This is a genomic window from Lentzea sp. NEAU-D7, assembly GCF_026242055.1.
Taxonomy (GTDB): domain Bacteria; phylum Actinomycetota; class Actinomycetes; order Mycobacteriales; family Pseudonocardiaceae; genus Lentzea.
In genome coordinates this window covers 309,037-334,019 of record NZ_JAPJDL010000008.1, presented here as the reverse complement: position 1 = coordinate 334,019, position 24,983 = coordinate 309,037, and the positions used below count along the sequence as shown (strand labels likewise).

Genomic DNA, 24,983 nt, shown 5'->3' with positions numbered 1-24,983 from the left:
CCTGAGGTGAGCGAACTGATCAGCGTGCTCGACACCGTGGCCGACCGGCTCGTGGTCCCCGGCTACTCGAAGTGGGGGTACCGGCTCCGCCAGAGGAGCTGGTCCGGTCTGGAACCCGGTGCGCTGCGGGGCGCGGCCGCCGTCGTGACCGGAGCCGGTTCGGGCATCGGCAAGGCGACGGCACTCGGATTGGCCCGTCTCGGCGCGGACGTGGTGCTGGCGGTGCGCGACGAACGCAAGGGCGAGGCGGCCCGGGCCGAGATCGTCGCCGCTGTCCCCGGCGCCACCGTCCTGGTGCGGCACTGCGACGTGTCGAGCCTGGAGTCCGTGCGCCGGTTCGCCGCGGAAATCGACCGTGTGGACGTACTAGTGCACAACGCCGGAGTCCTGCCACAGGAGCGCACGGTCACCGCTGAGGGACACGAGTTGACGTTCGCCACGCACGTGCTGGGCCCACTGCTGATGACCGACCTGCTGCGCTCGCGGCTCGCCGCCTCCTCCGACCCGCGGGTCGTGCTGGTCTCCTCGGGCGGCATGTACACCCAACGCCTCCGTGCCGACGACCCCGAGTACCAGGAGGGCACCTACAAGGGCGCGACCGCCTACGCCCGCACGAAACGCATGCAGGTCGCGCTCGTGCCGCTGCTGACGGAGCGCTACGCGGCCGAGGGCATCGCCGTGCACGGCATGCACCCCGGCTGGGCCGACACACCGGGTGTCGCCGGTTCGCTGCCGGGGTTCCACCGGCTGACCGGCGCGTTCCTGCGCACCGCCGAGCAGGGCGCGGACACGGTGGTCTGGCTCGCCGCGGCGAGTCCTGCTCCCCGCGCCGGACGTTTCTGGCACGACCGCCGCGAACGTCCGGTGCACCTGCTGCCGGCCACGGCGGAGAAGCCGGGGGACGTGGCGGCGTTCTGGCGGTACTGCGCCGCCGCGGCCGGCCTCAGATGACGAACTTCTGGTACTGCTCGCGGTCCAGGTCGTACACCTCGAGCGTCACCTGGGTGGGCAGCCCCTCCACCGGCTTGAGGTGATCGCGCGCGATCCCGGCGGCCACCTGCCCGACCTCCTGCTTGAGCTCGACCGACCGGCCCGTCAGCAGCCCCACCCTGATGTGGATCATCGCCGCGGGCGAGCCGTCACCGATCACGGACTCCTCGATCTCGCGGAACCGCGTCTTGAACGCCGCCACCTCCGCGCTGACCAGCGGCCCGACGGTCCGGTGCAGCGCGAAGGCGAAGGCGCGGCGGTCGAACGCCTCGCTCAGTTCGGCGGAGTACTCGACGGTGATCTGTGGCATGGGCTCACGCTACCGGCGGCGGCCAGGACCTCACGGACCGTCTCGCACAGCAGATCATCATCGGGTATTCCGCGGCTGGGACGCACGTCCGTGGCGAGCAGTGGCCGCAGCGCGGGGACGGCCGGTTCGGCGAGAGCGCCCAGCGGCACCAGCTTCCCGATCGTGCGAATGGTTTGACGACCATGGACTCCGTCCACGAGGAGCGCGGACCTCGCGGCCGTCGCGGCCGAGAGTCCGTCCTCAGGGTCGGCGGTCATCCTCCACAGCGCGTAGTGGAGCTTCACCAGCTCCCAACCGCGACGCAGAGCTGTCTGCTCGCGCAACCGGTCCGCAAGGCCGGCCGCCGCCGGGCCCAGCTGGGCCAGCACCTCGGCGTGCTGTCGCAAGGTGTGGGTGTCCTCTTCGAGACGAAGCAGGAGTTCTTCGGGCTCGCCGGTCACCTTCCACCGGCGCACCGCCGTCCGGACGGATGTCGGGACGTCCTCGGCGGCCATGACCGCGGGCAGTGCCGCCTCACGCGCTTTCTCGGAATCCAACGCGATGAGGGCGTCCAGCGCCCAGTCTTCTGCCTGCGTGCCGAGGAACGACGTGATGTCGACGAGTGCGTCTTGGGCGTCAGGACCCCACTTCGCCAGCGCCAGCAGCAAGGTGCGCTGCTCCGCCAGCGTGTTCGACGACGTCAGTCGCCGCCGGACCCCGGGCAGCAGCTGTACGGCGGCGGGACGCAGCGACGTGAGGAGGGCGGCCAGTGACGGACCGTCGCATCCAACGTTGTGCGAGAGCCCTTGGTCGGGTGCGTCGAGCAGCTCCGCGACCAGGCCGACGGCTTCGGGAGCGCCGGTTGCGACCAGGGCCTGCAGGGCGGGCCGGGCCACAGCGGGTTCGTCGTCGCAGGCGGCGAGCAGCTGTGCCGTCCAGGGCGCGGACGCCCGGCCGGCGGACGCGAGGATCGACGCCGCCGAACGCCGCTGTCGGCAGTCCGGATCGGAGAGTCGCTTCGCGACGAGCGGCAGAAGTGTCGTGACGGGAGAGCGCCAGCGGTCCATGACGGCCGCGGCGGCGTTCATCGCGTTGGCACGGCGGTCCGGATCGACACTGTCCAGCAGCGTCGTGGCCAGTCTGGTCCTGCCGTCCCGATCGTCGTCGAGCACGTCGTTCGTCCACCACAGCAGACGCGCGACCACCCGTCTTCCCCGCGGCCAGACGTCATGCCACACAGCCAGATCAGCGGTCGAGAGGTAGGACGCGATCTCGTCGACGTGCCGGGGGTCGCGGCCGCCGAGCCCGCAGCGCCGTGCCGCCAGGGCTCCGGCGAACCGAAGTGCGCGGTTCTCGTTCCGGTGCAGGGAGGAAAGCCAGTCGACCACCTCCACCGGCCACTCACCGGACGTGTCGCGCAGCAGTCGGGCCGCTGCCAGCACGTGGTTCAGGCGGGCTGCCTCATCGGGTTCCTCGTGCCACCGGGTGAGCAGCGCGGGCAACACGAGTGAGGCTTGGTCGGCGGCCTGTGCCAACGGCGACGCGACAGCTCTGCGGACGACGGGATCGGGGTCGGCGAGCAGGGCGAGCAGGTGCGGCAGCGCATCCTGCCACGCCGCCGGCCACGCGGCGGTGACGTGCTCAGGACTGGCCTCCCGCGCTGTTCGTGCGAGGTCACCGATGAACCCGATGGCCTCGGCCCGCAGCGCGAAACCCGGATCACGTGCCCACCGCAGGAGAACGGGGAGCACGGGCGGCGCGGCGGACAGGACGCCGCCGCCCTGGTGGTGGATCTTGTTGTGCAGTTCGCCGAAAGCACCGGGATCGGCGGCACTGGCGAGGAGCAGAGCGGGAATGTCCTCGGCGGAACCAAAATTGTGACGCAGAGACTCCCACGGGACGTTGTCGACCATGGGCGAGAGATCCTGGGACATCCAGGCGACTTCTTTTCGAATCGGACCGCCAACGGGCGATCATGTCCTTTCAGGCTAGCTCATACGGCCTCGACGTGCGCTGGGAGAAGCACCCGCTCTCCCCGAACGGCCGCGGCTACCGCAACGGTGTGCGGGCCGGCCGTTGCCTGCGACGCTGCCGGGTGCGCCGAAAGGTGTCCGGTTCTACCGCGCCGGCCAGACCTTCCGAGGCAGCTGTCCCGGCAGCGCCCCGGTGTCACTTCCCGTGCGGGTCCTCGGTGTTGAGCGCGGCGACCACCTGGTCGTAGTCGCCGCGCGCCTCGGCGTAGCGCAGGAACTTCACGCGCTCGACCTGGATCTCGCGGGCGTCGGGCCGGGTCTCGATGATGCTCATGACCTCGGCGACGTACTCGTCGAGCGGCATGGCGCTGTCGTTGTCGGCGTGGCCCGGCAGCAGGTCCGTCCGCACCGCCGGCGGCTCCAGCTCCACGACCTCCACCGACGTGTCGGCGAGCTGGAGCCGCAGGGTCTCGCTGAGCATGTGGATCGCCGCCTTGGACGCGTTGTAGCTCGGCGTGATCTTCAGCGGCGCGAAGGCGAGTCCGGACGACACGGTCATGATCGTGGCGTCCGGCAGCGTCTGGAAGTGCTCGACGAACGCCGCGATCAGGCGGATCGGGCCCAGGACGTTGGTCGTGACGATGCCCTCGGCGGACTCCAGGAACGACTCGGGGTGGTGCCAGTCCTCGACGCGCATGACGCCGGCCATGGTGATCAGCACGTTGACCGACGGGAAGCGGGCGATGACGTCCTTGGCCGCCGCCTGGACGCTCGCCGCGTCGGCTGTGTCGATCCGGACGGTCTCGACGCCGGGGTGCTCGGCGGCGATCCGGTCGAGCAGTTCGGTGCGCCGGCCGCCCACGACCACGGTGTTGCCGCGCTCCCGCAGCGCGAGGGCGAACGCCAGGCCGATGCCGCTGGTGGCTCCGGGGATGAAGACGGTGTTTCCGGTGATGTCCATGGCGACGAGCTTCTGCCGGTGTGCGCCGCCGCGGCAGAGAGCCCTTGTCGGGGGATCGGCGGTCCCTGGTTCGGAACGCGCGAGCCCGGATACTGGGGCTCATGGATCGAGCGGAACTCGCGGGATTCCTCCGGCGCCGCCGGGAGGAGCTCAGGCCGGAGGACGTCGGCCTGCCGGCGGGCGCGCGCAGGCGGGCACCGGGGCTTCGGCGCGAGGAGGTCGCGGCGCTGGCCGCCATGTCCACCGACTACTACACGCGCCTGGAGCAGCGGCGCGGCCCGCAGCCGAGCGAGCAGATGCTGGCCGCGCTGGCCCGCGCTCTGCGGCTGAGCGACGACGAACGCGACTACCTGTTCCGCGTCGCCGGCCGCAACGCCCCGTCGCCCCGGGCCACCGCCACGCACGTGGCGCCCGCGCTGCAACGGGTGCTGGACCGGCTCGACGACACGCCCGCGCTGATCCTGTCGAACCTCGGCGAGGTCCTGGTGCAGAACAGGTTCGCCGAGGCGCTGTACGGCGACTCCTCGCGCTTCACCGGGTACGCCCGCAGCGGGATCTACCGCTGGTTCACCGATCCTGGCGAGCGCCTGATCTACCCCGAGCACGACCGCGACCGGCAGGGCCGCACGCAGGTGGCGAACCTGCGCGCCGCCTACGCCTCGATGGGTCCGCGCTCACGGGCCGGTGAGCTCGTTCGCGTGCTGCGGAAGGAAAGCGCGGAGTTCGCGCAGCTGTGGGAACGGCACGAGGTCGCGAAGCGGTTCGAGGACCACAAGGTGCTGATCCACCCCCAGCTCGGCGAGATCGAGGTGGACTGCCAGGCGTTGTTCACCGAGGACCAGTCGCAGGCGCTGCTGGTCCTGACCGCGCCGCCGCGCACCGAGGCGTTCGACAAGCTGCAGCTGCTCGGCGTGCTGGGGACGGAGAAGTTCGTCAGCTGAGGACGAGGATGGTCTCCTCGATCTCGGCCTTCCTGGCCGCCGCGTAGCCGGTGTCGGTACCTACCGGCTTGAACCCCGCCCCGGTGAGCACGCGCATCGACGCCACGTTGTCACTGGCCGCGCGAGCGTGCAGCGGCCGGACCGTCACCCGTTGCAGCAGCAGCGCCACCGCCCGTCTGGCGACGCCCTGGCCCCAGACCGCGCGGTCGACCCAGTAGGTGATCTCGGTGTCGCCGTCCATCACGAAGCTGGCGATGCTGCCCACGACCACGCCGTCGCCGAGGATGACGTGGTTCAACGTTTCGGGGTTGCCGCGGATCTTGCGCCAGTGCGCGTCGAACGCCGCGCGGTCGTCGGGGTCCTCCGCGGTGAACGCGGCCACGCGCACCGCTTCGGGGTCGCGCATGAACTCGAACAACACGTCCAAGTCGGCGTCCTCGAGACCTCTCAGGGTCACCTCGCTGATCATCGAGCGAGCCTGGTCGCGAGCCACGCCAAGGACAGCGGATACCGGTAGTCGATGGCGCCGTGCCCCGCGTCGAAGAGCTCGAAGTGCACGCGCTCGTCCGGAAGCCCGGCCGCGGCGATCTCCCTGCGGAACGCCTCCGCGCCCAGGTCGAGGTAGTACTCGTCCCTCGTGCCCGCGTCGATCCACACGGCCCGGAGCGAGCGGATCGCGCCGGCGTGACCGGCCGCCATGCGCACCGGGTCCCAGTCGAGCCAGCGCTGCCACACCTGCGGGATCGGCGCTCCGGTGACCGGGTCGAACGGCAGCTCCGGCGTGCCGTCCTCGCGGGCCGAGAAACACGCGGCGACACCGAGAAGCCCGAGCAGGTCCATGTCCTCGGACTTGGTGAACGCCGTACGGCTCTTGAAGTCCGTCCACCACTTCTGCACGTCGTGGTCATAGCCGCGCAACGCCCGCGCGGCCTTGCCGAAGTCCGCGAGGTAGCAGAGTTCGTAGAGCGCGTCACCCGCGTGCGTGGCCAACGCGCCGAACAGGTCGGGCCGCAGCATCGGCGTGATCATCGCGCCGAACCCGCCGGAGGACTTGCCCGCGATCGCCCGCGACTCCCGGTCCGGGATCGTGCGGTAGTGCTCGTCCACCCACGGCACGATCTCGTCGCACAGGTACGAGTGGTAGCGGCCGGTGCCGGGGGAGTCGACGAACTGCGACCCGCCGTACGTCGTCCACGCGTCGACGTAGACGACGATGCACCCAGGGGCTCCCTGCGCGAACACCGCGTCGGCCGTCTCGATGAACGGCTGGCGGAACGGCATCCGGTTCGCCCACATCGCCACGTGCCCGGTGTAGCCCTGGATCATGTAAACGGTTGGGTAGCGGTCCGTCCCCGAGTCGTAGCCCGGCGGCACGTACACCCACAGCGGACGCTCGTGCGGATCGCCGAGCGGGTTGTCGCGCAGCAGTGCCGAGTCGACGGTGTGACGGTCCAGCCGACCGGCGAGCGGTCCCTCCCAAGGCAGCATGGTCCCAGTCAACCACAGTGGACCGGAAGGTCCAGAAAATCTACAGTGGAGACATGGCGCTCACAGCGAAGGGGCAGGCGACGCGGCGGCGCATCATCGAGGGCGCGGCGGCGTACCTGCGCAGTGACGGGGCGGGCGGCGTGACGCTCGACGACATCAGGGCGATCACCGGCACCAGCAAGGGGCAGATCTTCCACTACTTCCCGGACGGCAAGGACGAGCTCTTCCTCGCCGTCGCCCGTTTCGAGGCGGACCGCGTCCTGTCCGACCAGCAACCGCACCTCGGCGCGCTGACGTCGTGGCCGGCCTGGGAGCGGTGGCGCGACGCGGTCGTCGCGCGCTACCGGGCGCAGGGCCGCAGTTGCCCGCTCGGAGTGCTGATGAACGAGCTCGGCGGCACGCCAGGGGCCCAGGAGGTTGTCAGCGCGCTCGTCGACCAGTGGCAGGCCCACCTGCGCGACGGCATCGCCGAGATGCGGCAGGCCGGTCTGGTGCGTTCCGAGGTGGACGCCGACCGCACGTCCGCCGCGTTGATCGCGGGCATCCAGGGCGGCGTGCAGATGCTCAGGTCGACCGGCGGCGTCGGCCACCTGGAGGCCGCGCTCGACACGTTGATCGATCACCTCCGACGCTGATTTCTGGACTTGTTGGTCCAAAAATGTGCTCCTAACTTCGGGGGCATGACTTCACGACTGCAGGGCAGGACGGCCCTCATCACCGGCTCCACCAGCAACATCGGCCGCTCGATCGCGGTGGCTCTCGCCGCGGAAGGGGCTCACGTCGTCGTCTCCGGGCGGGACGAGACCAGGGGAGCGGCCGTGGTCGCCGAGATCCGCGAGGGCGGCGGCAAGGCCGACTTCGCCCGCGCCGACCTGGACGGTTCGCCCGCCGCGAGCCAGGCGCTGGCCGCCGCGGCGACCGACCTGCTCGGCGGCCGCGTCGACGTCCTCGTCAACAACGCCGGCGTCTACCCGCCGTCGAGCACGCCAACGACCGACGAGGAGACCTTCGACCGGGTTTTCGGCGTCAACGTGAAGGCCCCGTTCTTCCTGACCAAGGCCCTCGTCCCCGCCATGTTCGAGGCCGGTGGCGGCGTCGTCGTCAACCTCGGCTCGTGGATCACCCGGCTCGGCGTTCCGATGGGGGCGGTCTACAGCTCCAGCAAGGGCGCCGTGGAGACGCTCACGCGGGCGTGGGCCGCGGAGTTCGGGCCGCGGGGCATCCGGGTCAACGCCATCTCACCCGGCGTCATCGCCTCGGAGGGCTGGGAAGACGGGACCCGGCAGGCCGCCGGCGTGATGATGCGCGGCACCCCCGCGGGCCGTTCCGGGCACCCGGACGCGATCGCGGCCGCGGCGGTGTACCTGGCCTCGGACGACGCCGAGTTCGTGCACGGCACCGTGCTGGACGTCGACGGCGGCCGGACGGGAGTGGCGGTCGTCGCCGTGTGACCCCGGTCACCTTCCGGCCCTGTTTCTGTGACCTGAGGTGAGACTCGCCGGTCTCCCATGGCGTACAGGACAGCCGGCGAAGGGTGCGGAAGTGACGGGTCGGGAGTGGCTGGGGCGGGTGGACGCGGAGCAGGTGCGGGCCGCGCGGGCCGGTGATCGGACGGCGCTCGACGCCGTGGTCGCGGGTTGCCTGCCGCTGGTCTACAACGTCGCCGGTCGGGCGCTGCACGCCGATTCCGACGTCGACGACGTGGTGCAGGAGACGATGGTCCGCGTGATCCGCGGCATCGACGCGCTGCGGGAGCCCGACCGGTTCCGGTCGTGGCTGGTCGCCGTCACCATCAACCAGGTCCGCGAGCACCACCGCCGCCGCGACCTGGCCCCGGCCCCGCTGGAGGAGTACGACCGGGCCGATCCGGGCGCCGAGTTCGTCGAGGTCGCCCTGTCCCGGCTGCATTTCGCCCAGCAGCGCCGGGAGGTCGACGAGGCCGCGCGCTGGCTGGACCCGGGCGACCGCGAGCTGCTGGCGCTGTGGACGCTCGAACGCGTCGGGCAGCTGACCAGGGCCGAGGTCACCGACGCGCTCGACCTCGGCGCGCACGCCGTCACCGTGCGCGTGAGCAGGCTGAAGGGCCGCCTGGAGACGATCAGGCACCTCGTCCGCGCGTTGTCGGCGGAGCCGCGGTGCGCCGGGCTCGACCGGGCCGCGCAGGGCTGGAACGGCGAGCCGAACCCGTTGTGGCGCAAGCGACTCCTGCGGCACGTCGACGAGTGCGGGCGCTGCGGGCGCGGCGTGGACGACACGATGCCGGTCGAGCGCGTTCTGACCGGTGCCGCGCTGCTCGTGGTCCCGGCCGCCTACCTGCCCCGGCTGCTCGAGACCCTTGCGGACGTCACGCCGGACCCCGTCGCGTTCGAGTCCGATCCGGGCGCCGTGCCGACGCACCTCGCCGAGCCCACCGGCGTGTTCGGCAAGCTCGCGGGCATCGCCAGCGGCAAGCCCGTTCTCGCCGTGGCGGGCGCCGCGGCCGTGTGCGCGCTCGTCGGCGTGGTCGGCACGATGGTGCTGCTGCCGTCCGACCCGCCGTCCGCCGTGGCCGGTCCGGGCACCACGCAGGGACTGGCGCTCACCACGTCCTCGTCGTCGCCGCCGGAGACCACGTCCGCGTCGTCGAGCGCACCGTCGTCCAGCACCACGACGACGACCACCACCACGACAGCGCCGCCCGAGCCCGTCCGCGCCGCGACGCCGGAGGAACGCGTCCTGGCGCTGATCAACGAAACCAGGGCGCGGGCCGGCCTGGCCCCGCTGACCGTCGACCCGGCGCTGGTCACCGCCGCCGACCGGCACACCAGGGCGATGATGAGCAACGGCTGCGGCCTGTCGCACCAGTGTCCCGGCGAGAGCGGCCTCGGCGAACGCAGCACCGCGGCGGGCGTGAAGTGGAGCTCGGTCGCGGAGAACGTCGGCATGGGCGGCCCGGTCAAGGACAACGTCGAGGCCATCTCCAAGATGGCGCTCGGCCTCACCCAGGGCATGATCGACGAGAAGCCGCCGAACGACGGCCACCGCAAGAACATCCTGAGCAGGTCCTCCACCCGCATCGGCATCGTCGTGATCCGCGACGCCAAGGGGACCGTGTGGATGACGCACGACTTCGCCGGAAGTTGAGCTGAGACGCGAGTTCCAAAAAAGATCATCCTCAGGTCGTACGTGGGAACGCGACCACGGTCGGACGCGTGACGATACGGCCGGGCAGCACTGTCTGTCCCGTGCAGACCGTCACGTACCGCTGGCCGACCGCGGTCGCCACCGACACCCCGGAACTGTTGCGCTGGACGGGTTTCGGCGGTGCGCTCCTGCTCACCGCCGGTGCGTGGGCCGTGAGCGCCAGGACCGGTGGCGCGGTGGCCTTGGGCGTCGCGATCGCGGGTGCGGGACTGGTCGTGCTGACGTGGGCGCTGCTCGGCCGCACCAGGCCTGACCCCGGATGGCTGCGCCGGACCGCTGCCTGGTGGTGCGCGCCGCTGCTCCTCGCCCCGCCGTTGTTCAGCGGCGACGTCTTCAGCTACCTGGCCCAGGGCGAGGTGGCCGCGAACGGGCTCGACCCCGGCATGGTCAGCCCGGCGGCCGGTGCGAGTGCGGAGGCCGTGGCCCGCGTCGGCGTCTACTGGCGCGAGACGCCGTCGCCGTACGGGCCGTTGTTCACCACCGTCGAGAGGGCGATCACCGAGGTCACCGGTGGTGATCCCGTCCTGGGCATCGGCCTGTACCGGCTGGTCGCCGCGCTGGGACTGCTGCTCGTGGTGTGGGCGGTGCCCCGGCTCGCCGCCATGACCGGTGTGCAGGACCGCACGGCGCTGTGGCTGGGCGTGATGAACCCGTTGGTGTTGTGGCATCTCATCGGCGGTGTCCACAACGACGCGCTGATGCTCGGCCTCATGCTGTCCGGCACCGTAGTCGCGTTGCACGCGCTGCCTGAACTGAAGTGGTGGCAGTACACGGCCGGTGTCGTCCTCATCGGACTGGGCGCACAGGTCAAGCTGCCCGCGCTGGTGGCGCTCGCGGTCGTGGGAACCGCACTGGCGCGCAGGCTGGGCGGCGGCTGGGTCCGGTTCGTCGCGGCGGGCCTCGCCATGGTCGCGGCCGCCGGGGTGGTGTCGGTCGTGACGTCGCTGGCCGGCGGGTCCGGTTTCGGCTGGGTGCAGGCGCTCGGGACACCGTCGAAGGTCAACAGCTGGATGGCGCCGACGAACTGGCCCGGCTATCTGGCGGGTGCGGTGTTCGGCCCGGAAGCCGGGCAGGCGATGATTTCCTCGGCACGGATCGCGGGGCTCGTGCTGATCCTCTGTGGAGTGACGGTGCTGGTGGGCCGCCAGCTGCGCGGACGGATCTCCGAGGTGACGTCACTGGGAATGATGATGAGCCTGATCGTGGTGCTGGGGCCGGTGATCCAGCCGTGGTACCTGCTGTGGGCCGTGCTGCCGCTGGCCGCGTGCCTGCCGGTGGGCACGTGGCGGACCAGGGTCGCCGTGCTCGCCGGGGTGTTCGCGCTGCTGGTACCGCCGCTCGCGGGCAACTTCGCGGGCCGCGTCCCCGAGCTCGCCGCCGCCTACGTCGTCGGGATCGCCCTCGTCGGTGGCGCGTACCTCCTCCTGCGCCGGGCGAGGGTGTCCGTTGCGCAAGCCTGACCTCGCCCGCTACGGCGCGGCGGCCGTGGCCGGCGGCGCGCTGGCCCTGAGCTTCCCGCCGCGCACGCTCTGGTGGCTCGCCGTGCCCGCCTTCGTGCTGTTCTGGCTGGCGCTGAAGGGCGCGGGTGCGCGCCGGAGCGCGGGCCTCGGGTTCGCGTTCGGGCTCGCGTTCTTCCTCCCGCACCTGTGGTGGATCCAGCACTTCCTCGGCGACGACTTCGGGCCCTGGCCGTGGCTCGTGCTCAGCGCGTTGATGGCGTTGTTCGTCTGCGGTGTCTGCGCGCTGTTCCCGCTGGTCACCCGGCTCCCGGCGGCTCCGGTGTGGGCGGCGCTGCTGTTCGTGCTGCAGGAGACCCTGCGCGGTCTGATCCCGTTCAACGGCTTCCCGTGGGGCCGCGTCGCGTTCGGCCAGGTCGACGGGCCGTTCGCGCGGCTCGCCGTGCTCGGGGGCGCGCCGTTCGTGACGTTCGCCGTGGTGTTCACCGGGTTCGGCCTGGCAGCCTGGTTCCCGAGGTGGACCCGCGCCTGGGCGCTGGTGCCGATCGTCGCCGCGCTGGCCGTGAGCCCGTTGATCTCGATCGAGGCGCAGACCGGGCAGCGCACCGTCGCGGTCGTGCAGGGCAACGCCCCCGACGTCGGTCTGGGCCTGCTCACCGAGGGCACCACCCTGCGCGACAACCACCTGCGCACGACCGCCGAACTGGCCGCGCTGGTCCGCGGCGGCGCGCTGCCGAAGCCGGATCTGGTGGTGTGGCCGGAGAGCGCGACCAGGACGCGTGACCGCGACCCGGTGCTCGACGCCGCCATCGCCGACCTCGGCGTGCCGACCCTCGTGAGCGCGCTGCGCAACGGGCAGAACTCCGTCATCACGTGGGACCCGGAGACCGGCGCGGGGGAGTCGTACGCGAAGCAGGAGCTCGTCCCGTTCGCCGAGCACATCCCGCTGCGCCCGCTCGCCAGGGTCTTCACGCCGTTCGCGGACCAGCCCGACCTCGACGCGGGCACCGAACCGGGCGTGCTCGACATCGCGGGCACGCGCGTGGGTGTCGGCATCTGCTACGAGGTCGCCTACGACTACGTCCTGCGGGAGAGCGCGGCCGACGGCGCGCAGCTCCTGGTGGTGCCGACCAACAACGCCTGGTACGGCCGCGGCGAGATGACCTACCAGCAGCTCGGGATGGCCCGGCTGCGTGCGATCGAACACGGCCGCGCGGTCGTGGTGGCGGCGATCAGCGGCGTGAGCGCGGTGGTGAGGCCGGACGGCAGCGTCGTGCGGTCGACCGGGATGTTCACCGACGACCTGATGGTGGACACCGTGCCGTTGCGCACGGACGTGACGTTCGCGACCAGGTTCGGCGGCGCGATCCACGTCCTGCTCACGGGCTTGGCGCTGGCCTCGTGCGCGGTGGCCCTGTGGTCGAGGCAGCGAGCACGACGGGCGACAGCCGCTCCAGCCGGTCAGAACTGAGCCACCGCACGCGACGGGGGTGCGTTCCGGACTCCTTCGGGAATCTGGAACGCACCCCCTGACCGCAACCACCTCTCCGGCGCTCCGGTCTCGCGTGCGGCGAACTCAGTTCTTGCCGAGCAGGGCCGACCCCAGCAGCGTTCGCTGGTGCAGCACGGACAACCCCTGCCTCTCCGTCGTCAGCAGCCCCGCCTCCCGCAGCACCGTCGTGTGCCGGCTGACCGACGACGGCGACGCGCCGAGGCGTTCCGCCAGCTCGGTCGTCGTGGCCCCGGCGCCGACGGCCGCCAGCACCGCCGATCGCGTCGTGCCGAGCAGGGCCGCGAGCGCGCCCTGCTCACGCCGTCCGCTCGCGAGCTGCCGCTGCCAGGTCCAGTCGTGGTGCAACGGGTACACCACGGTGGGCGGCAGCCCCGGATCAGCGAACGCGACCGGTGTGCGGCGGCAGAAGTACGACGGCACCAGCCGCAGCCCGCGCCCGTTGAGGTACAGGTCGCGGTCGTACGCGTACTGGACCTCCAGCACCGGTGCCCGCCAGTTCATCAGCGGCCACATGCCCCGCAGCAACCCCTCGACGTCACCCGCGAGACCGTTGCGGTGCACCCGATCGGTCTCGACCGCCTCGTCGATCAGGTCGGCGTACGGCTCGACCACCTCGCGGTGGTAGCGGGTGAGCGCCTCGGTGAGGCCCATCAGGGACTCGCCGTCGCCCGCCGCCAGCGGACGCGTCCACTCCGGAACCGGCCGCACCTCCTCCAACTTCCGGAACTCCTCTCGGAGCCGGTGCCGGGGTGTGGACCGGATCGCCGCGAGCGCACTACCCAGGCCCTGCGCACCCTCCGGGGGTGTGAGGAAGTCCGGGAAGTACGGCCCGAGCGGCGCGAGCACGGACAGCATGCGCACGCCGGACGTGATCACCTGCCGGTCCCCGTTGCGGCGGACGTGACGAAGCCACGGCTGCAACAACAAGCCGCTGTCCAGTTCGGTCAGCCGAAGCCAGCTGAACACCATTTCCCAGAGTGGATCCACCCTTTCCGCTACCTGCGTACGCTCCAGATCACCAGTGGAAAAATGGATGCGCAACACAGCAACCTCCCCAGGCCAGGTCACCGCGCATAACGTTACAGGGCCTGTCACTCCGCCGAATTACGCAACGAAAACCGGACGGGGGACCAGTGGTCCCGCGCCCGGTTCCGCGCCGGCCGGCCGGATCAGCCGCAGCTGGTGCTGACCCACTGGTGCGAGCGGACCTGGTAGGTGCCGGCGAGGTCACCCTTCTGGCCCTGCTTCGTGCAGCCGATCGAGTTGTTGTAGCCGGTGTTGCGGTAGAACCGGACGCCCTTGGCGGAGGACGTGCCGCGGTTGTAGACGGACTTGACCTCCTTGGTCGTGGCCCAGGAGCACTTGTAGGTGCCCGAGGTCCAGTCCGAGTCCGCCACGTCCCACATGCAGCGGCCGCCGGTGCCGCCGAAGCCGTTCCAGAAGCAGATGTTGCCGGTGTTGCAGTCCCAGGCCGCGAGCGCCTGGCCGGTCTCGGAGTCGAACGCCGCGCCCACGGCGGCGGCCTCGGCGACCGGAGCCTCCGCCTGCGCGCTCGGCGCCGCGAGAGCGACGGTGAAGAGCATGGCGAGTGGCATCAACGCCAGCAAAATACGCCGAACGAACCTCAAAGGATTCCTCCCTAACCCAAAATGAATTCCGCCGGGCGCCACTTTAGGCAGGGAGGGGAAGTGGAGAAAAGCTATTGCTCCGTGGTGCAAAAGCGCTTTTCAGGATCGTCGGGTGTACCTGTGTTTCACGCCGGCCGGGAAGTGCTCCGGATCGCCGTGCGGCCGCAGCACGACCTCGGGCAACTGGCGTTCGGCCGGGACGTAGTGCGCGAACTCGCTGTTGAGCCGCAGCAGCTGGGCCCGGACCGCCTCGGCGATCACCGCCGCGTCCGCCGTCGCGCCCGGCGCGGTCTCGACGGTGATCCGCAACAGCCGGTCGCGATCTTCGTCCTCGACCGACTCGATCACGAACTTCCCCGTCACCGCGTCGCTGATTCCGGGCTGTTCCAAGCCTACGGTCACGTTCTCCGGGTAGATGTTCGCGCCGAAGAACGACACGGTGAACAGCGACCGCCCGAACAGGAACACGAACGGCAGCTCCGGTCCCGCCGGAGGAGTGAAGCCGTTGCGGGCGCAGTGCTCCAGCAGTTCCCCGTGCCCGAGAACCCCGCCCTCGTCGGCGATCCGGTAGCGGATCAACGGGATCCCGCCGTCCGCGGTGAACACGAGCGTGCCGTCGTGCACCTCGAAGAACCGGCTCGCCGGGTCGTACTGCACGAGCGTCGGCAGCCGCGAGTCGCCGAAGACCTCCCGAGCCTTCGCGGGATGCCCGGCGAAGAACCTGCGGATGCTCACCGACAGCGCGGTCTCGTTGCCCAGCACGCCGGAATCCGCTGTGCCGTAGAGGGAAGCGACGTCGGTGACGGGATCGGCGACGCCGGCGCGCCGCGACACCAGGTCGCGCCACTGCTCGCTGAACACCTCGCCGGCCAGCACGAGCTTGATCCGGTGCGCTGGCCAGTCGACGCCCTCCGCGAGCCCGGTGTCGACGACGTCCTTCACGAACGGCGGGTAGCCCAGCAGCACCACCTGGTCGAAGTGCGGCGCCAGTTCGGGCAGGACCCTCAGGATCTCGGCCTTGTTGTTCCCCGGCGCCACCACCGTGATCGGGCAGCCCTTGGCCGCGAGGTGCCGCACGCACGCCTGCGTGAACAGGCCGCCGACCCAAGTGCCGAGCGGGAAGCACACCACGGCCAGCGTCCTGCGCTCGTCCGCGTGGAACCCGTCCACCAGCACCTGTTCGAACCGCCGCGCCACGTGCAGCTCGTCCTCGACGCCGCGGGGCCAGACCGTCGGCCTGCCGCTCGACCCCGACGACACGGCGATCATGTCGCAGCTCTCCAGCTTCCCGTCGCGGCACAGCTCCGGCAGCGGGTACCGCTCGTGGTAGTTCGCCTTGTCGAGCAGCGGGAGGCGCTGGAAGTCCTCGAACGTCCGGATCGCCGCGGGCTCGATCCCGTTGCCCCGCAGGAGTTCCCGGTAGGCGGGCACGGTCGCGGCCGTGCGCTGGAACAGGTCGAGCACCCAGCTCGCCGACTTCGGCTCGCCCGGCGCGAAGAAGTCGTCGAACGCCTGGCGCACGCGGATCTGGCGGCTGCTGTCCATGGGCCGAGCGTATCGATCTGATCCACATTCCACTCGAACCAGACGAACGACGGTTCACGGGGAGTGCTCGCCGCTTCTACGGTCTGTTGTTGACCGGGAACCCCCTGCTTTCCGGTGTTAAGGAGTCCAACTTCATGAAATCCCTGCGCATGGGGGCGCTGGCCGTCTTGACGGTCTCAGTCGTCGCCCTCTCGATGACGGGCGCCGCCGCCCACGATCCCAACACCGCCGAAGGTCAGGCCGCCGCCAGGACGTTCCTGGCCGACCACCTGCCCGCCGACCGGCACGCCGTCTCCGGCCAGGCCGCCGGGGTGCCGTGCGTCAACGGCAAGGCCGACATCTACCCCTGCAAGAACGTCGACCTGCTCAGCGTGCTGCCCCTGTCGGCGATGGGCGGTGGCAACGGCAACGACATCTGGGGCTGGACCGACCCGTCCTCCGGCAAGGAGTACGCGATCGTCGGCCGCACCAACGGCACCGCGTTCGTGGACGTCAGCACGCCCACGTCGCCGAAATTCCTGGGCAACCTGCCGTCCAACGGCGGCAGCAGCTCGTGGCGCGACATGAAGGTCTACAAGGACCACGCCTTCATCGTCGCCGACTTCATCACCGGCCACGGCATGCAGGTGTTCGACCTGACCCGCCTGCGGACGGTCACCACGCCTCAGACGTTCACCGCCGACACCCTGTACAAGGAGTTCGGCCCGGCGCACAACATCGCCATCAACGAGGAGACCGGGTACGCGTACGCGATCGGCTCCAACACGTGCAGCGGCGGCCCGCACATGGTCGACATCCGCACGCCGAAGTCGCCGAAGAACGCGGGATGCGTGGCGCAGGACGGCTACACGCACGACAACCAGTGCGTGGTCTACCGCGGCCCGGACGCGACCTACCGGGGCCGGGAGATCTGCTTCAACTCCAACGAGGACACGCTGACGATCGTCGACGTGACCGACAAGACCAAGCCGGTCCAGATCTCGCGCAAGGCCTACTCCGGCGCGCAGTACTCGCACCAGGGCTGGCTGACCGAGGACCAGCGCTACTTCCTGCTCGACGACGAGCTGGACGAGTCGCGCGGCACCGACAAGCGCACCAAGACCTACATCTGGGACCTGGCGAGCCTCGCGAACCCGGTGCACACCGGCGTCTACAACTCGCCGGCCACCGCGATCGACCACAACCAGTACATCAAGGGCAAGTACTCCTACCAGGCCAACTACCAGGCCGGGCTGCGCATCCTCGACGTCAGCGGCGTCGCCTCGGCGCAGTTGACGGAGGCCGGGTTCTTCGACATCTACCCGGCGGCGAACGAGGCGAAGTTCAACGGGGCGTGGAGCAACTACCCGTACTTCGCCAGCGGCATCGTCCTGGTCAACGGCATCGAGCAGGGCCTGGTCGTGGTCAAGCCCAACCTCGGCACCGTCGAACCGCCGCCCGCCGGTGGCAAGTTCGAGAACACCACCGACGTGCAGATCCCGGACAGGGGAGCGGCGGTGACGTCGTCCGTCACGGTCTCCGGTGTGCCCGGCAAGGCCCCGGCCGCGCTGAAGGTCAACGTCGACATCAAGCACCCCTACCGCGGTGACCTGGTGGTCGATCTCGTCGCGCCGGACGGGATCTCGTTCCGCCTCAAGGGTTCCGGCAACGACTCCGGTGACAACGTGCTGACCACCTACGAGGTGAACGCCACCGCCGAGGACGCCGCAGGCGCCTGGCAGCTCAAGGTGCAGGACGTCGCCAGCTCCGACGTCGGCTACATCGACGCGTGGAGCCTTCAGTTCTGACCCTGACGCGGGTGGGCGGCCGTGGCCGTCCACCCGCGCCGCGAGGAGTTCTCATGCGCAAGCTCAGCCTTGTCGACTGGCTGTTCGCCCTGCTGGCCGTGGTCGTCGTGGCAGGCGGCGGCATCATGGTGTTCGCCAGGTCCGCGCCACCGGTGCAGCACCAGAACATGGGCGCCGTCGTCCCCGCCGCGCACAGCGACGGACTGTCCGATGTGGAGAGCGGCTACCGCTTCGAACGCGTGGTCGTGCCCGAGACGCGCGGCACCGCTGTGCCGGTGGCGTTCCGGATCCTCGACGCCGCGGGCAAGCCCGTCACCCGGTTCCTCGACAACCAGACCAAGCAGATGCACTTCTTCTCCGTCCGCGAGGACATGGCCGTCTTCGAGCACCTGCACCCCGTGCTGGACGGCGACACCTGGCGCACCGCGCTCTCCCTGCCCGACGGCGGCGCGTACCGGATGTTCGCGGAGTTCGTGCCGCTCGACACGGCGGACCCGCGCCATCCGGTCGTGCTCGGCGTGCCGTTCAGCGTCGCCGGCGACACGACTCCGGCCGCGGTTCCCGCGCCCGAGGCCGGTGCGGTGGCGACCGACGGCTACACCGTCGTGCGCGTGGACGAACCGGCCCGGCCCAAGGCGATGACCGCGCAGACGGTGCGGCTGTCGATCCGCGCTCCGGACGGCACACCGGTCAGCTCGCTGGAACCCCACCTCGGCGCCAACGGCCACATGACCGGTTTCCACACCATGCTGCTGTCGGCGACGCACCTGCACCCCGTCGAACTGGCGGGGATCCCGTTGAACAACGGCGAACTGAGCTTCCAGGCGGTCTTCGCCGACCGGGGCGAGTACCGGCTGTTCCTGGAGTTCTCCCACGGCGGCAAGCTGCGCAGGGCGGCGTTCACCGTGGACGTCGGCTGAGTCTTCGACCTCTATAGCTTCAGTGTAGACTAAATTCAACCTTATCGACCGGGGCGGAGCGAAGATCGCTAGCCTGGACGAGGTGCGCATCCTCTTCTCGTGCCGCCCCGCCTACGGACACCTGTTCCCGCTGGTGCCGCTCGCCCGAGCGGCACAGCACGCAGGCCACGAGGTCGTGTTCGCGATCGGTCCGGGCTTCGTGGAGAAGGCGCGCGAGCTGGGCTTCGAGGCACACGCGTCGGGCATCTCGATCGCGGAGGCCGAGGCGGAGGCCCGCAGGCGGCACGGGGACGCGGAGGTGCCGCGGCTGATGATCACGATGTTCGCGGACGTGCTGCCGCGGGCGACGGTCAGGGACCTCGGGGGACTGCTGCCCCGGATCAAGCCCGACCTGGTCGTCTACGAGCAGAGCGACACCGGTGCCGCGAAGGCGGCCCGTGACGCCGGGATCCCGTTCGTGTCGCACGTGATCGGCCGGTCCATGCCGCCCGCGATCCAGGAGATGGCGGCGGGGGAGATGGCGTGGATGTGGGAGGGCGCCGCACCCGCCGACCTGATGCTGGGTGACGTCGTGGTCGACCTGTGGCCGGACACCGTGCGCGATCCTGTCGTCGCGGCGCTGCCGACGGTCCTGCGGCAGCGGCCGACGGCGTTCGACCTGGACGTGCCCATGCCCGAGGTCAGCACGACGAAACCGTTGGTGTACCTGACGCTCGGCACGGTGTCGTTCGGTCGGACAGAGGTGCTCCGGAAGGCCGTGGACGGACTCTCCCGGCTCCCGGTGAACGTTCTGGTGGCCGTCGGACCGGGTGATCCGGCCGTGCTGGGTGACGTGCCGGCGAACGTGCGCGTCGCCGGGTTCGTGCCCCAGGCGGAGGTGCTGCAGCGAGCGGATCTCGTCGTGCACCACGGTGGAACGGGCACGGTCCTCGGCACGCTGGCGGCCGGGCTGCCGCAACTCGTGCTGCCGCAGGGCGCCGACCAGTTCGTGAACGCCGACGTGCTGGCCGAGACCGGTGCCGGCGCGAAGCTCGTGGGCCCGGAGGTCACCGCCGACGCCGTCACCGAGGCGGCGGGCCGTCTGCTCGACGACCCGGCCGCGCGGGAGGTGGCGGGGAAGGTCAGGTCCGAGATCGCGGACATGCCGGATCCCGCCGCCGTCGTTCAGGGGCTCATGGAACTGGTGCGGGGGACGGTTTGACGTCCGCCGCGGCCTCCAGGTGGTCGGGCAGCGACGCGCGGTAGATCGGCATCGCCGCGGCGGTGGTGACGATCGCGACGGCGACGAGGATCGCGAACATCTCCGGTGTCACCAGGTCGTAGGCGAGGCCGATGTTGATGAAGATGAGGATCATCAGGCCGCGGGCGTTCATCAGGCCGCCGACCGCGGAGGCGTAGCGCCACGAGAAACCCTGCGCGCGGACCACGAGCCCGCAGCCGAGGTACTTGCCGGCGAACGCGGCCAGCATGATCACCGCGAGCGGGAACCAGAGCGCTCCGCCCGAGCCGAAGCCGTCCAGCCGGGTGTTGAGGCCGCTGAACGCGAAGAACACCGGCAGCAGCAGGATGGAGTTGAGGTCGGAGAGCTTGGTCTCCAGCTCGTGGCGCACGACCGGCGACTTGGGCATCGCGAGGCCGGTGATGAAGCCGCCGAACACCGAGAAGACGCCGATGTAGTCGGTGTACCAGCCGGCGAGCAGCACGACCAGCAGGATCACCGCCACCATGTCGCGGCTGAGCTTGCCGTCGCGTTCGGCGCGCTCCCCGAGCTTCGCCAGCCACTTGCGGCCGAGCGTGAGCATCAGCACCGCGAAGAGCGCCGCGCCGACGATGGTGCGCAGTGCGCCGGACGGGCTGCCGGACATGCCCACGGCGATGATCAGCGCGAGGAACGCCCACGCCACCGCGTCGTCGATCGCGGCGGCGACCAGGGTGAGGCCGCCGATGGGGGTGTTGGCGATGCCGCGTTCCTGCAGGATCCGCGCGAGCATCGGGAACGCGGTGATCGACAGGGCGCCGCCGACGAACAGCATGAACACCCACAGGCTCGACCCCTCCGGGCTCAGGGTGTCGAAGAAGAGCACCGCCGCGCCCGCGCCGAGCAGGAACGTCGGCACGATGCCGGAGATGGCGAGCACGGACGCCTTGCGCGCGTTCGCACCCGTCGTCAGTCCGTGGTCCAAAGAGGACCCGACGAGGAACATGTAGAACGTCAGGCCGATCGTGCTCAGGACGTACAGGGTGCTCTTGACGTCGGCGGGGAAGAGCTGGGCCTGCACGCCGGGGGCGACGGCGCCGAGCAGCGCGGGGCCGAGCAGGACGCCGGCGACCATCTCGCCGACGACCCTGGGTTGTTTGACCAGCATGGCGAGCCGTCCGCAGACGGTGGTCGCGGCGAGCACGACCGCCAGCGCGGCGAAGACCTGCAACGCGAAGTGGATCTGGTTCACCGGGGATCTCCTGGGGTCAGTGCCGGACCGGGCAACCCTGCGTGTCGTGCGTGTCGAAGTAGCGGCCCGCCAGCCGGAGCCGGTGGGCGTGCAGCACCATCGCGGTGCCCAGCACGAGCTGGACGACGCTGCGCCAGACGTCCTCCCAGCGGTCGCGCACGCGCATCAGGGCCAGCCTGGAGCGGGGCACGGGGCCGTCGCGCACGAGCAGGCACGGGCCGCGGCTGGGCAGCGAGCGGGTGTGGGTGACGGAGGAGTGGAGGGTGACGCGGCGCAGCACTTCCCTGGCGGAGGCGCGCATCGCGATGGGGGACAGGCGCCACGCCGGGCAGGGGCGGTTGGCGGCGATGCCGAACGGGATGTGGTGTTCGCGGCGCGCCGTCGTCCTCTCCCAGCGGCCGGGGTCGAACACGCCGGGGTCGTCGTAGCCGGTCGCGTGGTAGGCGGGGTAGTTGAAGCACAGCACCGAGCCGGCGGGGAAGAACGCGTGGTCGTCCAGCTCGATGTCCGCGGTCGTGATGCGGTGGGCGATGCCGAACAACGGGTAGAGGCGGAAGGTCTCGTCGAGGACGTGGGCGAAGTACCGGTCGTCGGCGGCGCGCCGGGCCGCTTCGGGGTGCTGGGCCAGCGCGAGCAGCAGGTGCGTCATCGCCTCGGCCATCTGCACGACGGCGGTGTTGAAGTAGGTGCCTTGCAGGTAGTGCACCTGGTCGGTCTCCGAGAGCGTCGCGGGCAGCGGGTGCCGGACGTCGGCGAGCCGGATCCGCAGGTAGCGGGTGAGGCGGGCGCGGCGGGAGGGATGGCGCAACCCCGTGCACTTCAACGAGGTCACGACGTCGGTGGCGTGCGCGACGATCAGGTCACGCGCGTGGCGCGGGCACGGTTCGCCGAACACGAGCTCGTAGAAGTACTCGGCCCACACCGGCATCATCAGCTCGCGCAGCCGCACCGCGGTGACGCGGCCGGTGAGCACCTCGTCCAGCACCTTGGCCGTGCAGCGGGTCGCGGCCGCCGAGAGCGCGTCGCTCGATCCCGCGAGGAAGGCGCGGGTCGTCCGGGCCACGTCGTCGTAGCGCGGCCCGGCCTCCAGGTGCTCCTGGTGCACCTCGGGACCGGGGGAGAGCCAGTACCAGAACAGGTCCGACAGTCCGGCGCCCTTGCTGCGGCCGTTGGCGGCGGGGTGGGCGTAGACCTCCTGGAAGCGGTCGGGGCCGACCTGGTCGTTCGGGAACGTGATGGCGTTGTCGCCGTTGACCTTCTCGAACACCTTGGCGCGCAACGCGACCACGCGTTCGGGCAGCCAGCTCAGCACCGGGCCACCACCATGTCCCTGGTCAGCTCGCCGCCGCACATCGCCAGGACGTGCTGGAACTCGTCGCGCAGCACGTCGAGCACCCGCCGCACGCCCTGCTCGCCGTCCGCGGCCAGTCCCCACAGCACGGGCCTGCCGATGCCGGCGGACGACGCTCCCAGCGCCAGCGCCAGCGCGATGTCACCTCCACTTCGGACACCGCCGTCGAGCACGACCGGGACCCGCCCGGCCACCGCGTCGACCACGGCGGGCAGCGCGTCGAGCGAGGCCGGCACGAGGTCGAGCTGGCGTCCGCCGTGGTTGGACACGACGATGCCCGCCACGCCGTGCGCGACCGCGAGCACCGCGTCCTGGGGGTGCAGGACTCCCTTGACCCACAACGGAAGCGTGGTGAGGTCCAGGATCCGGTCGAGGTGCTCCCACGACACCGACGGCGACATCTCGATGTTCCGCAGAGCCACCCCGGCCAGGTCGCGCATGTTCTCCGCGGCCAGCCCGGCGGGCAGGTCGTGGAAGCCGTGCGCGATGTCGCGCCGGTGACGGCCGAAGACGGGGGAGTCGGCCGTCACCACCAGCGCCGCGCACCCCGCCCGTTCCGCTCGGCGCACCAGGGCTTCCGTGACGTCCATGTCGGGCTGGACGTAGAGCTGGAACCACACCGGCCCGGTGGCGGCGGCCACGACCTCGGCGATCGGCACGGTCGACGCCATGCTCGACACCAGGGTCGTCCCGTTCGCGGCCCGCGCGGTCGCCAGCTCACCGTCGGGGTGGGCGAGCCTGTGGAAGGCGGTCGGTGAGATCAGCACGGGGAAGTCCTCGCTGATCTCGTTGCCCCGCAGCACTCTCGGCAGCAGGGCGAGGCGCCGGAACGCGGCCTCGTTGTCCGCGAGCACGACCTCGTCCCCGACCCCGCCCGCGAAGAAGTCGTAGTGGACGGGGTCGAGCACCGCGCGCGCCTTGTCGTGCAGTTCCGCGAGCACCGGGTTCACCGCAGGTACTCCCGCAGCGGAGCCTTGTGCACGGCCTCGCTGTCCCACTCGTTCTCGAGGTTCTCGGTGATGTGGTGCTCGTCGACGAGCACACCGCCGCGGAACCGCCGCACCACCGGGTGCAGGTAGCGGCCGTCGAGCCCGCTGGTGTCGTCCTGGGAGGTGCGGCCGGCGGTGATGTCGAACGGGTTGACCTTGTCGTGGTCGGCGCCGTACTCCAGCGTCACCGTCAGGTACGACGCGACGTCGCCGAACTCGCCGCGCTCCACGGCCTCGTGCAGGTGCGCGACCGGCACCTCCTCGACGTAGCGCACCGACCCGTCCTCGCCGGTCAGCACGGCGTCGGCGAGGAACGCGAACAGCTGCCACAGCGCGGAGGTCCGGTTGACCCGCTCGATGATCGCCTCGGTGACCGCCTCCGGCGTGGGGTCGACGGAGCGGCTGGGCCAGTCCACGCCGTGGTAGCGCTGTTCGGCGATCCGGTGCAGTGCGCGCACGCCGTAGCGGAAGCCGTGGATGAACCCGCTGGTCGACTTCTTGAAGTCGCGCATCTGCGTGATCGTGCCCGCGAAGAACATGTCCGGGACGTTGACCGACTCCCACGCCGCCGTCTGGTCCGGGAAGCGCGACTTGATCGTCAGCTGTGGCCGGCACTCGGGTGCGAAGATCGAGGCGTCGAACCGGAACCCGGTCGCGAGGATCACCCGGTCGTAGCGGATCTCCTTCACCACCTCGTCGACCCGCTGGAAGCTGACCTTCACCAGGTAGTCGTCGCCGTCGCGGCGGATGCCGGCGATGTGCCCGTCCAGCACGGCGTTCTGCGACTTGAGCTGGTAGGTGTCGAGGAAGTTGTTGTTCACCGCCCGCAGGTGGCCGACGAAGTGCGTCTGCCACGCGAGCTTCAGCGAACCGGGCCCGGCGACGTGGATGACCGAGGCGGTCTCGACGAGGGCGTCGGCGGTCTCGAACGCCGAGTTGCCGCGCCCGATGATCAGCACCTTCTTGTTCGTGAAGTCGTGCGGGTCGACGGAGACGTCGTAGTAGTGCTCGGCGTGCTCGACGCCCTCGATGTCCGGCACGTACGGCTGCGAGACGCCCGTCGCCACGATGATCCGCTTCGCGCGGTAGGTGCCGCCGTGCTGGTCGAGCACCACGAAGTCGTCCGGCCGCGTCACCGAGACGACGCGGGTGTCGTAGTGGACCGGCAGGTCGAACTTGCCGGCGAAGTCGCCGAGGTAGCGGACCATGTCGTCGGCGTTCGGGAAGTACCTGGGCGTGTAGCCGGTGAACAGCAGCGCGGGATCGTCGGACAGCAACGAGTTCCAGTCGACGCGCAGGTTCAGCTCGGGGTCGTCCCAGCCGGTGTAGATCTTGTTGATGGAGATCAGCTGCCGGTGCCGGGGGAAGCGGGTGAAGAAGGTTCCCGCCGCCGGGCCGGCCTCCAGCACCACGTGGTCACGTCCTGCCTGTTTGAGCAGGTAGGACGCCTGCAGTCCCGCTGGACCCGCGCCGATCACGAGACATTCGGTCGTTACCTCGCTGGACACGACGTTCTCC

At 70.7% G+C, this 24,983-nt stretch carries 22 protein-coding genes; 10 read left to right on the top strand and 12 right to left on the bottom strand.

The genetic code is table 11. The features are described 5' to 3' along the window. Positions 1-6 precede the first annotated feature (6 nt). Positions 7-951, top strand: coding sequence for an SDR family NAD(P)-dependent oxidoreductase (locus ORI60_RS19120; RefSeq protein ID WP_266038888.1), 945 nt, complete (start codon positions 7-9; stop codon positions 949-951). Here the strand turns inward: ORI60_RS19120 and ORI60_RS19115 are convergent. From ORI60_RS19115 to ORI60_RS19105, 3 genes are all read right to left on the bottom strand, one after another. Beyond that, positions 944-1,300, bottom strand: coding sequence for a 5-carboxymethyl-2-hydroxymuconate Delta-isomerase (locus ORI60_RS19115; protein ID WP_266038887.1), 357 nt, complete (start codon positions 1,298-1,300; stop codon positions 944-946). The two genes, ORI60_RS19120 and ORI60_RS19115, sit on opposite strands and share 8 nt — an antisense overlap. Then, positions 1,264-3,213: a hypothetical protein gene (locus ORI60_RS19110; RefSeq protein WP_266038886.1), complete on the bottom strand. Its 1,950-nt coding sequence runs from the start codon at positions 3,211-3,213 to the stop codon at positions 1,264-1,266. Before ORI60_RS19110 ends, ORI60_RS19115 begins: the two co-directional genes overlap by 37 nt. Before the next feature lie 235 nt (positions 3,214-3,448). Further along, positions 3,449-4,213 (bottom strand): SDR family oxidoreductase, encoded by a 765-nt coding sequence (locus ORI60_RS19105; protein WP_266038885.1) that lies wholly within the window; start codon positions 4,211-4,213, stop codon positions 3,449-3,451. Between the two features lie 101 nt (positions 4,214-4,314). Here ORI60_RS19105 and ORI60_RS19100 point away from each other — a divergent pair, with 101 nt between their 5' ends. Beyond that, positions 4,315-5,154, top strand: a complete 840-nt coding sequence (locus ORI60_RS19100; RefSeq protein WP_266038883.1) for a helix-turn-helix transcriptional regulator — start codon at positions 4,315-4,317, stop codon at positions 5,152-5,154. Here the strand turns inward: ORI60_RS19100 and ORI60_RS19095 are convergent. Together ORI60_RS19095 and ORI60_RS19090 are read right to left on the bottom strand one after the other, a co-directional pair. After that, on the bottom strand, positions 5,147-5,623 hold the full coding sequence (locus ORI60_RS19095; RefSeq protein ID WP_266038881.1) for a GNAT family N-acetyltransferase: 477 nt from the start codon (positions 5,621-5,623) through the stop codon (positions 5,147-5,149). The genes ORI60_RS19100 and ORI60_RS19095 overlap by 8 nt on opposite strands. Continuing rightward, positions 5,620-6,642 carry an alpha/beta hydrolase gene (locus ORI60_RS19090; RefSeq protein ID WP_266038880.1) on the bottom strand — a complete coding sequence of 341 codons (1,023 nt, stop codon included), beginning with the start codon at positions 6,640-6,642 and terminating at the stop codon, positions 5,620-5,622. Before ORI60_RS19090 ends, ORI60_RS19095 begins: the two co-directional genes overlap by 4 nt. A gap of 53 nt (positions 6,643-6,695) precedes the next feature. Between ORI60_RS19090 and ORI60_RS19085 the strand changes: the two genes are divergently transcribed. From ORI60_RS19085 to lnt, 5 genes are all read left to right on the top strand, one after another. Next, positions 6,696-7,277 carry a TetR/AcrR family transcriptional regulator gene (locus ORI60_RS19085; protein WP_266038879.1) on the top strand — a complete coding sequence of 194 codons (582 nt, stop codon included), beginning with the start codon at positions 6,696-6,698 and terminating at the stop codon, positions 7,275-7,277. A 45-nt stretch (positions 7,278-7,322) separates the two neighbouring features. Beyond that, positions 7,323-8,093, top strand: coding sequence for an SDR family NAD(P)-dependent oxidoreductase (locus tag ORI60_RS19080; protein WP_266038878.1), 771 nt, complete (start codon positions 7,323-7,325; stop codon positions 8,091-8,093). A gap of 91 nt (positions 8,094-8,184) precedes the next feature. Continuing rightward, entirely contained in the window at positions 8,185-9,765 is a 1,581-nt protein-coding gene (locus ORI60_RS19075; protein WP_266038876.1) for a sigma-70 family RNA polymerase sigma factor, read from the top strand. 101 nt (positions 9,766-9,866) lie between these two features. Further along, entirely contained in the window at positions 9,867-11,285 is a 1,419-nt protein-coding gene (mptB, locus tag ORI60_RS19070) for a polyprenol phosphomannose-dependent alpha 1,6 mannosyltransferase MptB (RefSeq protein WP_266038875.1), read from the top strand. Continuing rightward, the gene (lnt, locus tag ORI60_RS19065; RefSeq protein WP_266038874.1) at positions 11,272-12,753 is read left to right on the top strand and encodes an apolipoprotein N-acyltransferase; all 1,482 of its coding nucleotides are present in this window, start codon (positions 11,272-11,274) and stop codon (positions 12,751-12,753) included. Before mptB ends, lnt begins: the two co-directional genes overlap by 14 nt. A gap of 105 nt (positions 12,754-12,858) precedes the next feature. On the opposite strand, the gene ORI60_RS19060 is transcribed toward lnt, so the two are convergent. From ORI60_RS19060 to ORI60_RS19050, 3 genes are all read right to left on the bottom strand, one after another. Next, positions 12,859-13,764 carry an ArsR/SmtB family transcription factor gene (locus ORI60_RS19060; protein WP_266038873.1) on the bottom strand — a complete coding sequence of 302 codons (906 nt, stop codon included), beginning with the start codon at positions 13,762-13,764 and terminating at the stop codon, positions 12,859-12,861. 200 nt (positions 13,765-13,964) lie between these two features. Then, entirely contained in the window at positions 13,965-14,390 is a 426-nt protein-coding gene (locus tag ORI60_RS19055; protein ID WP_266038871.1) for a peptidase inhibitor family I36 protein, read from the bottom strand. A gap of 132 nt (positions 14,391-14,522) precedes the next feature. Beyond that, the gene (locus ORI60_RS19050) at positions 14,523-15,968 is read right to left on the bottom strand and encodes a phenylacetate--CoA ligase family protein (protein WP_266038869.1); all 1,446 of its coding nucleotides are present in this window, start codon (positions 15,966-15,968) and stop codon (positions 14,523-14,525) included. A gap of 134 nt (positions 15,969-16,102) precedes the next feature. Between ORI60_RS19050 and ORI60_RS19045 the strand changes: the two genes are divergently transcribed. The 3 genes from ORI60_RS19045 (at position 16,103) to ORI60_RS19035 (ending at position 19,876) form a co-directional block, all read left to right on the top strand. Then, a complete protein-coding gene (locus ORI60_RS19045; RefSeq protein ID WP_266038868.1) occupies positions 16,103-17,755 on the top strand; it encodes a choice-of-anchor B family protein in 1,653 nt (550 codons plus the stop codon). A gap of 53 nt (positions 17,756-17,808) precedes the next feature. Continuing rightward, positions 17,809-18,675: a hypothetical protein gene (locus ORI60_RS19040; protein WP_266038867.1), complete on the top strand. Its 867-nt coding sequence runs from the start codon at positions 17,809-17,811 to the stop codon at positions 18,673-18,675. 82 nt (positions 18,676-18,757) lie between these two features. Continuing rightward, positions 18,758-19,876 carry a glycosyltransferase gene (locus ORI60_RS19035; protein ID WP_266038866.1) on the top strand — a complete coding sequence of 373 codons (1,119 nt, stop codon included), beginning with the start codon at positions 18,758-18,760 and terminating at the stop codon, positions 19,874-19,876. Here ORI60_RS19035 and ORI60_RS19030 read toward each other — a convergent pair. The 4 genes from ORI60_RS19030 to ORI60_RS19015 are packed head-to-tail and all read right to left on the bottom strand — an operon-like array spanning position 19,848 to position 24,973. After that, entirely contained in the window at positions 19,848-21,125 is a 1,278-nt protein-coding gene (locus ORI60_RS19030) for a cation:proton antiporter (protein WP_266038864.1), read from the bottom strand. The two genes, ORI60_RS19035 and ORI60_RS19030, sit on opposite strands and share 29 nt — an antisense overlap. A 16-nt stretch (positions 21,126-21,141) precedes the next feature. Beyond that, positions 21,142-22,437: a cytochrome P450 gene (locus ORI60_RS19025; protein WP_266038863.1), complete on the bottom strand. Its 1,296-nt coding sequence runs from the start codon at positions 22,435-22,437 to the stop codon at positions 21,142-21,144. Beyond that, positions 22,431-23,426 (bottom strand): alpha-hydroxy acid oxidase, encoded by a 996-nt coding sequence (locus tag ORI60_RS19020; RefSeq protein ID WP_266038862.1) that lies wholly within the window; start codon positions 23,424-23,426, stop codon positions 22,431-22,433. The genes ORI60_RS19025 and ORI60_RS19020 overlap by 7 nt, the downstream gene beginning before the upstream one ends. Then, a complete protein-coding gene (locus tag ORI60_RS19015; RefSeq protein ID WP_266038861.1) occupies positions 23,423-24,973 on the bottom strand; it encodes an NAD(P)-binding domain-containing protein in 1,551 nt (516 codons plus the stop codon). The genes ORI60_RS19020 and ORI60_RS19015 overlap by 4 nt, the downstream gene beginning before the upstream one ends. Between the last annotated feature and the right edge of the window lie 10 nt (positions 24,974-24,983).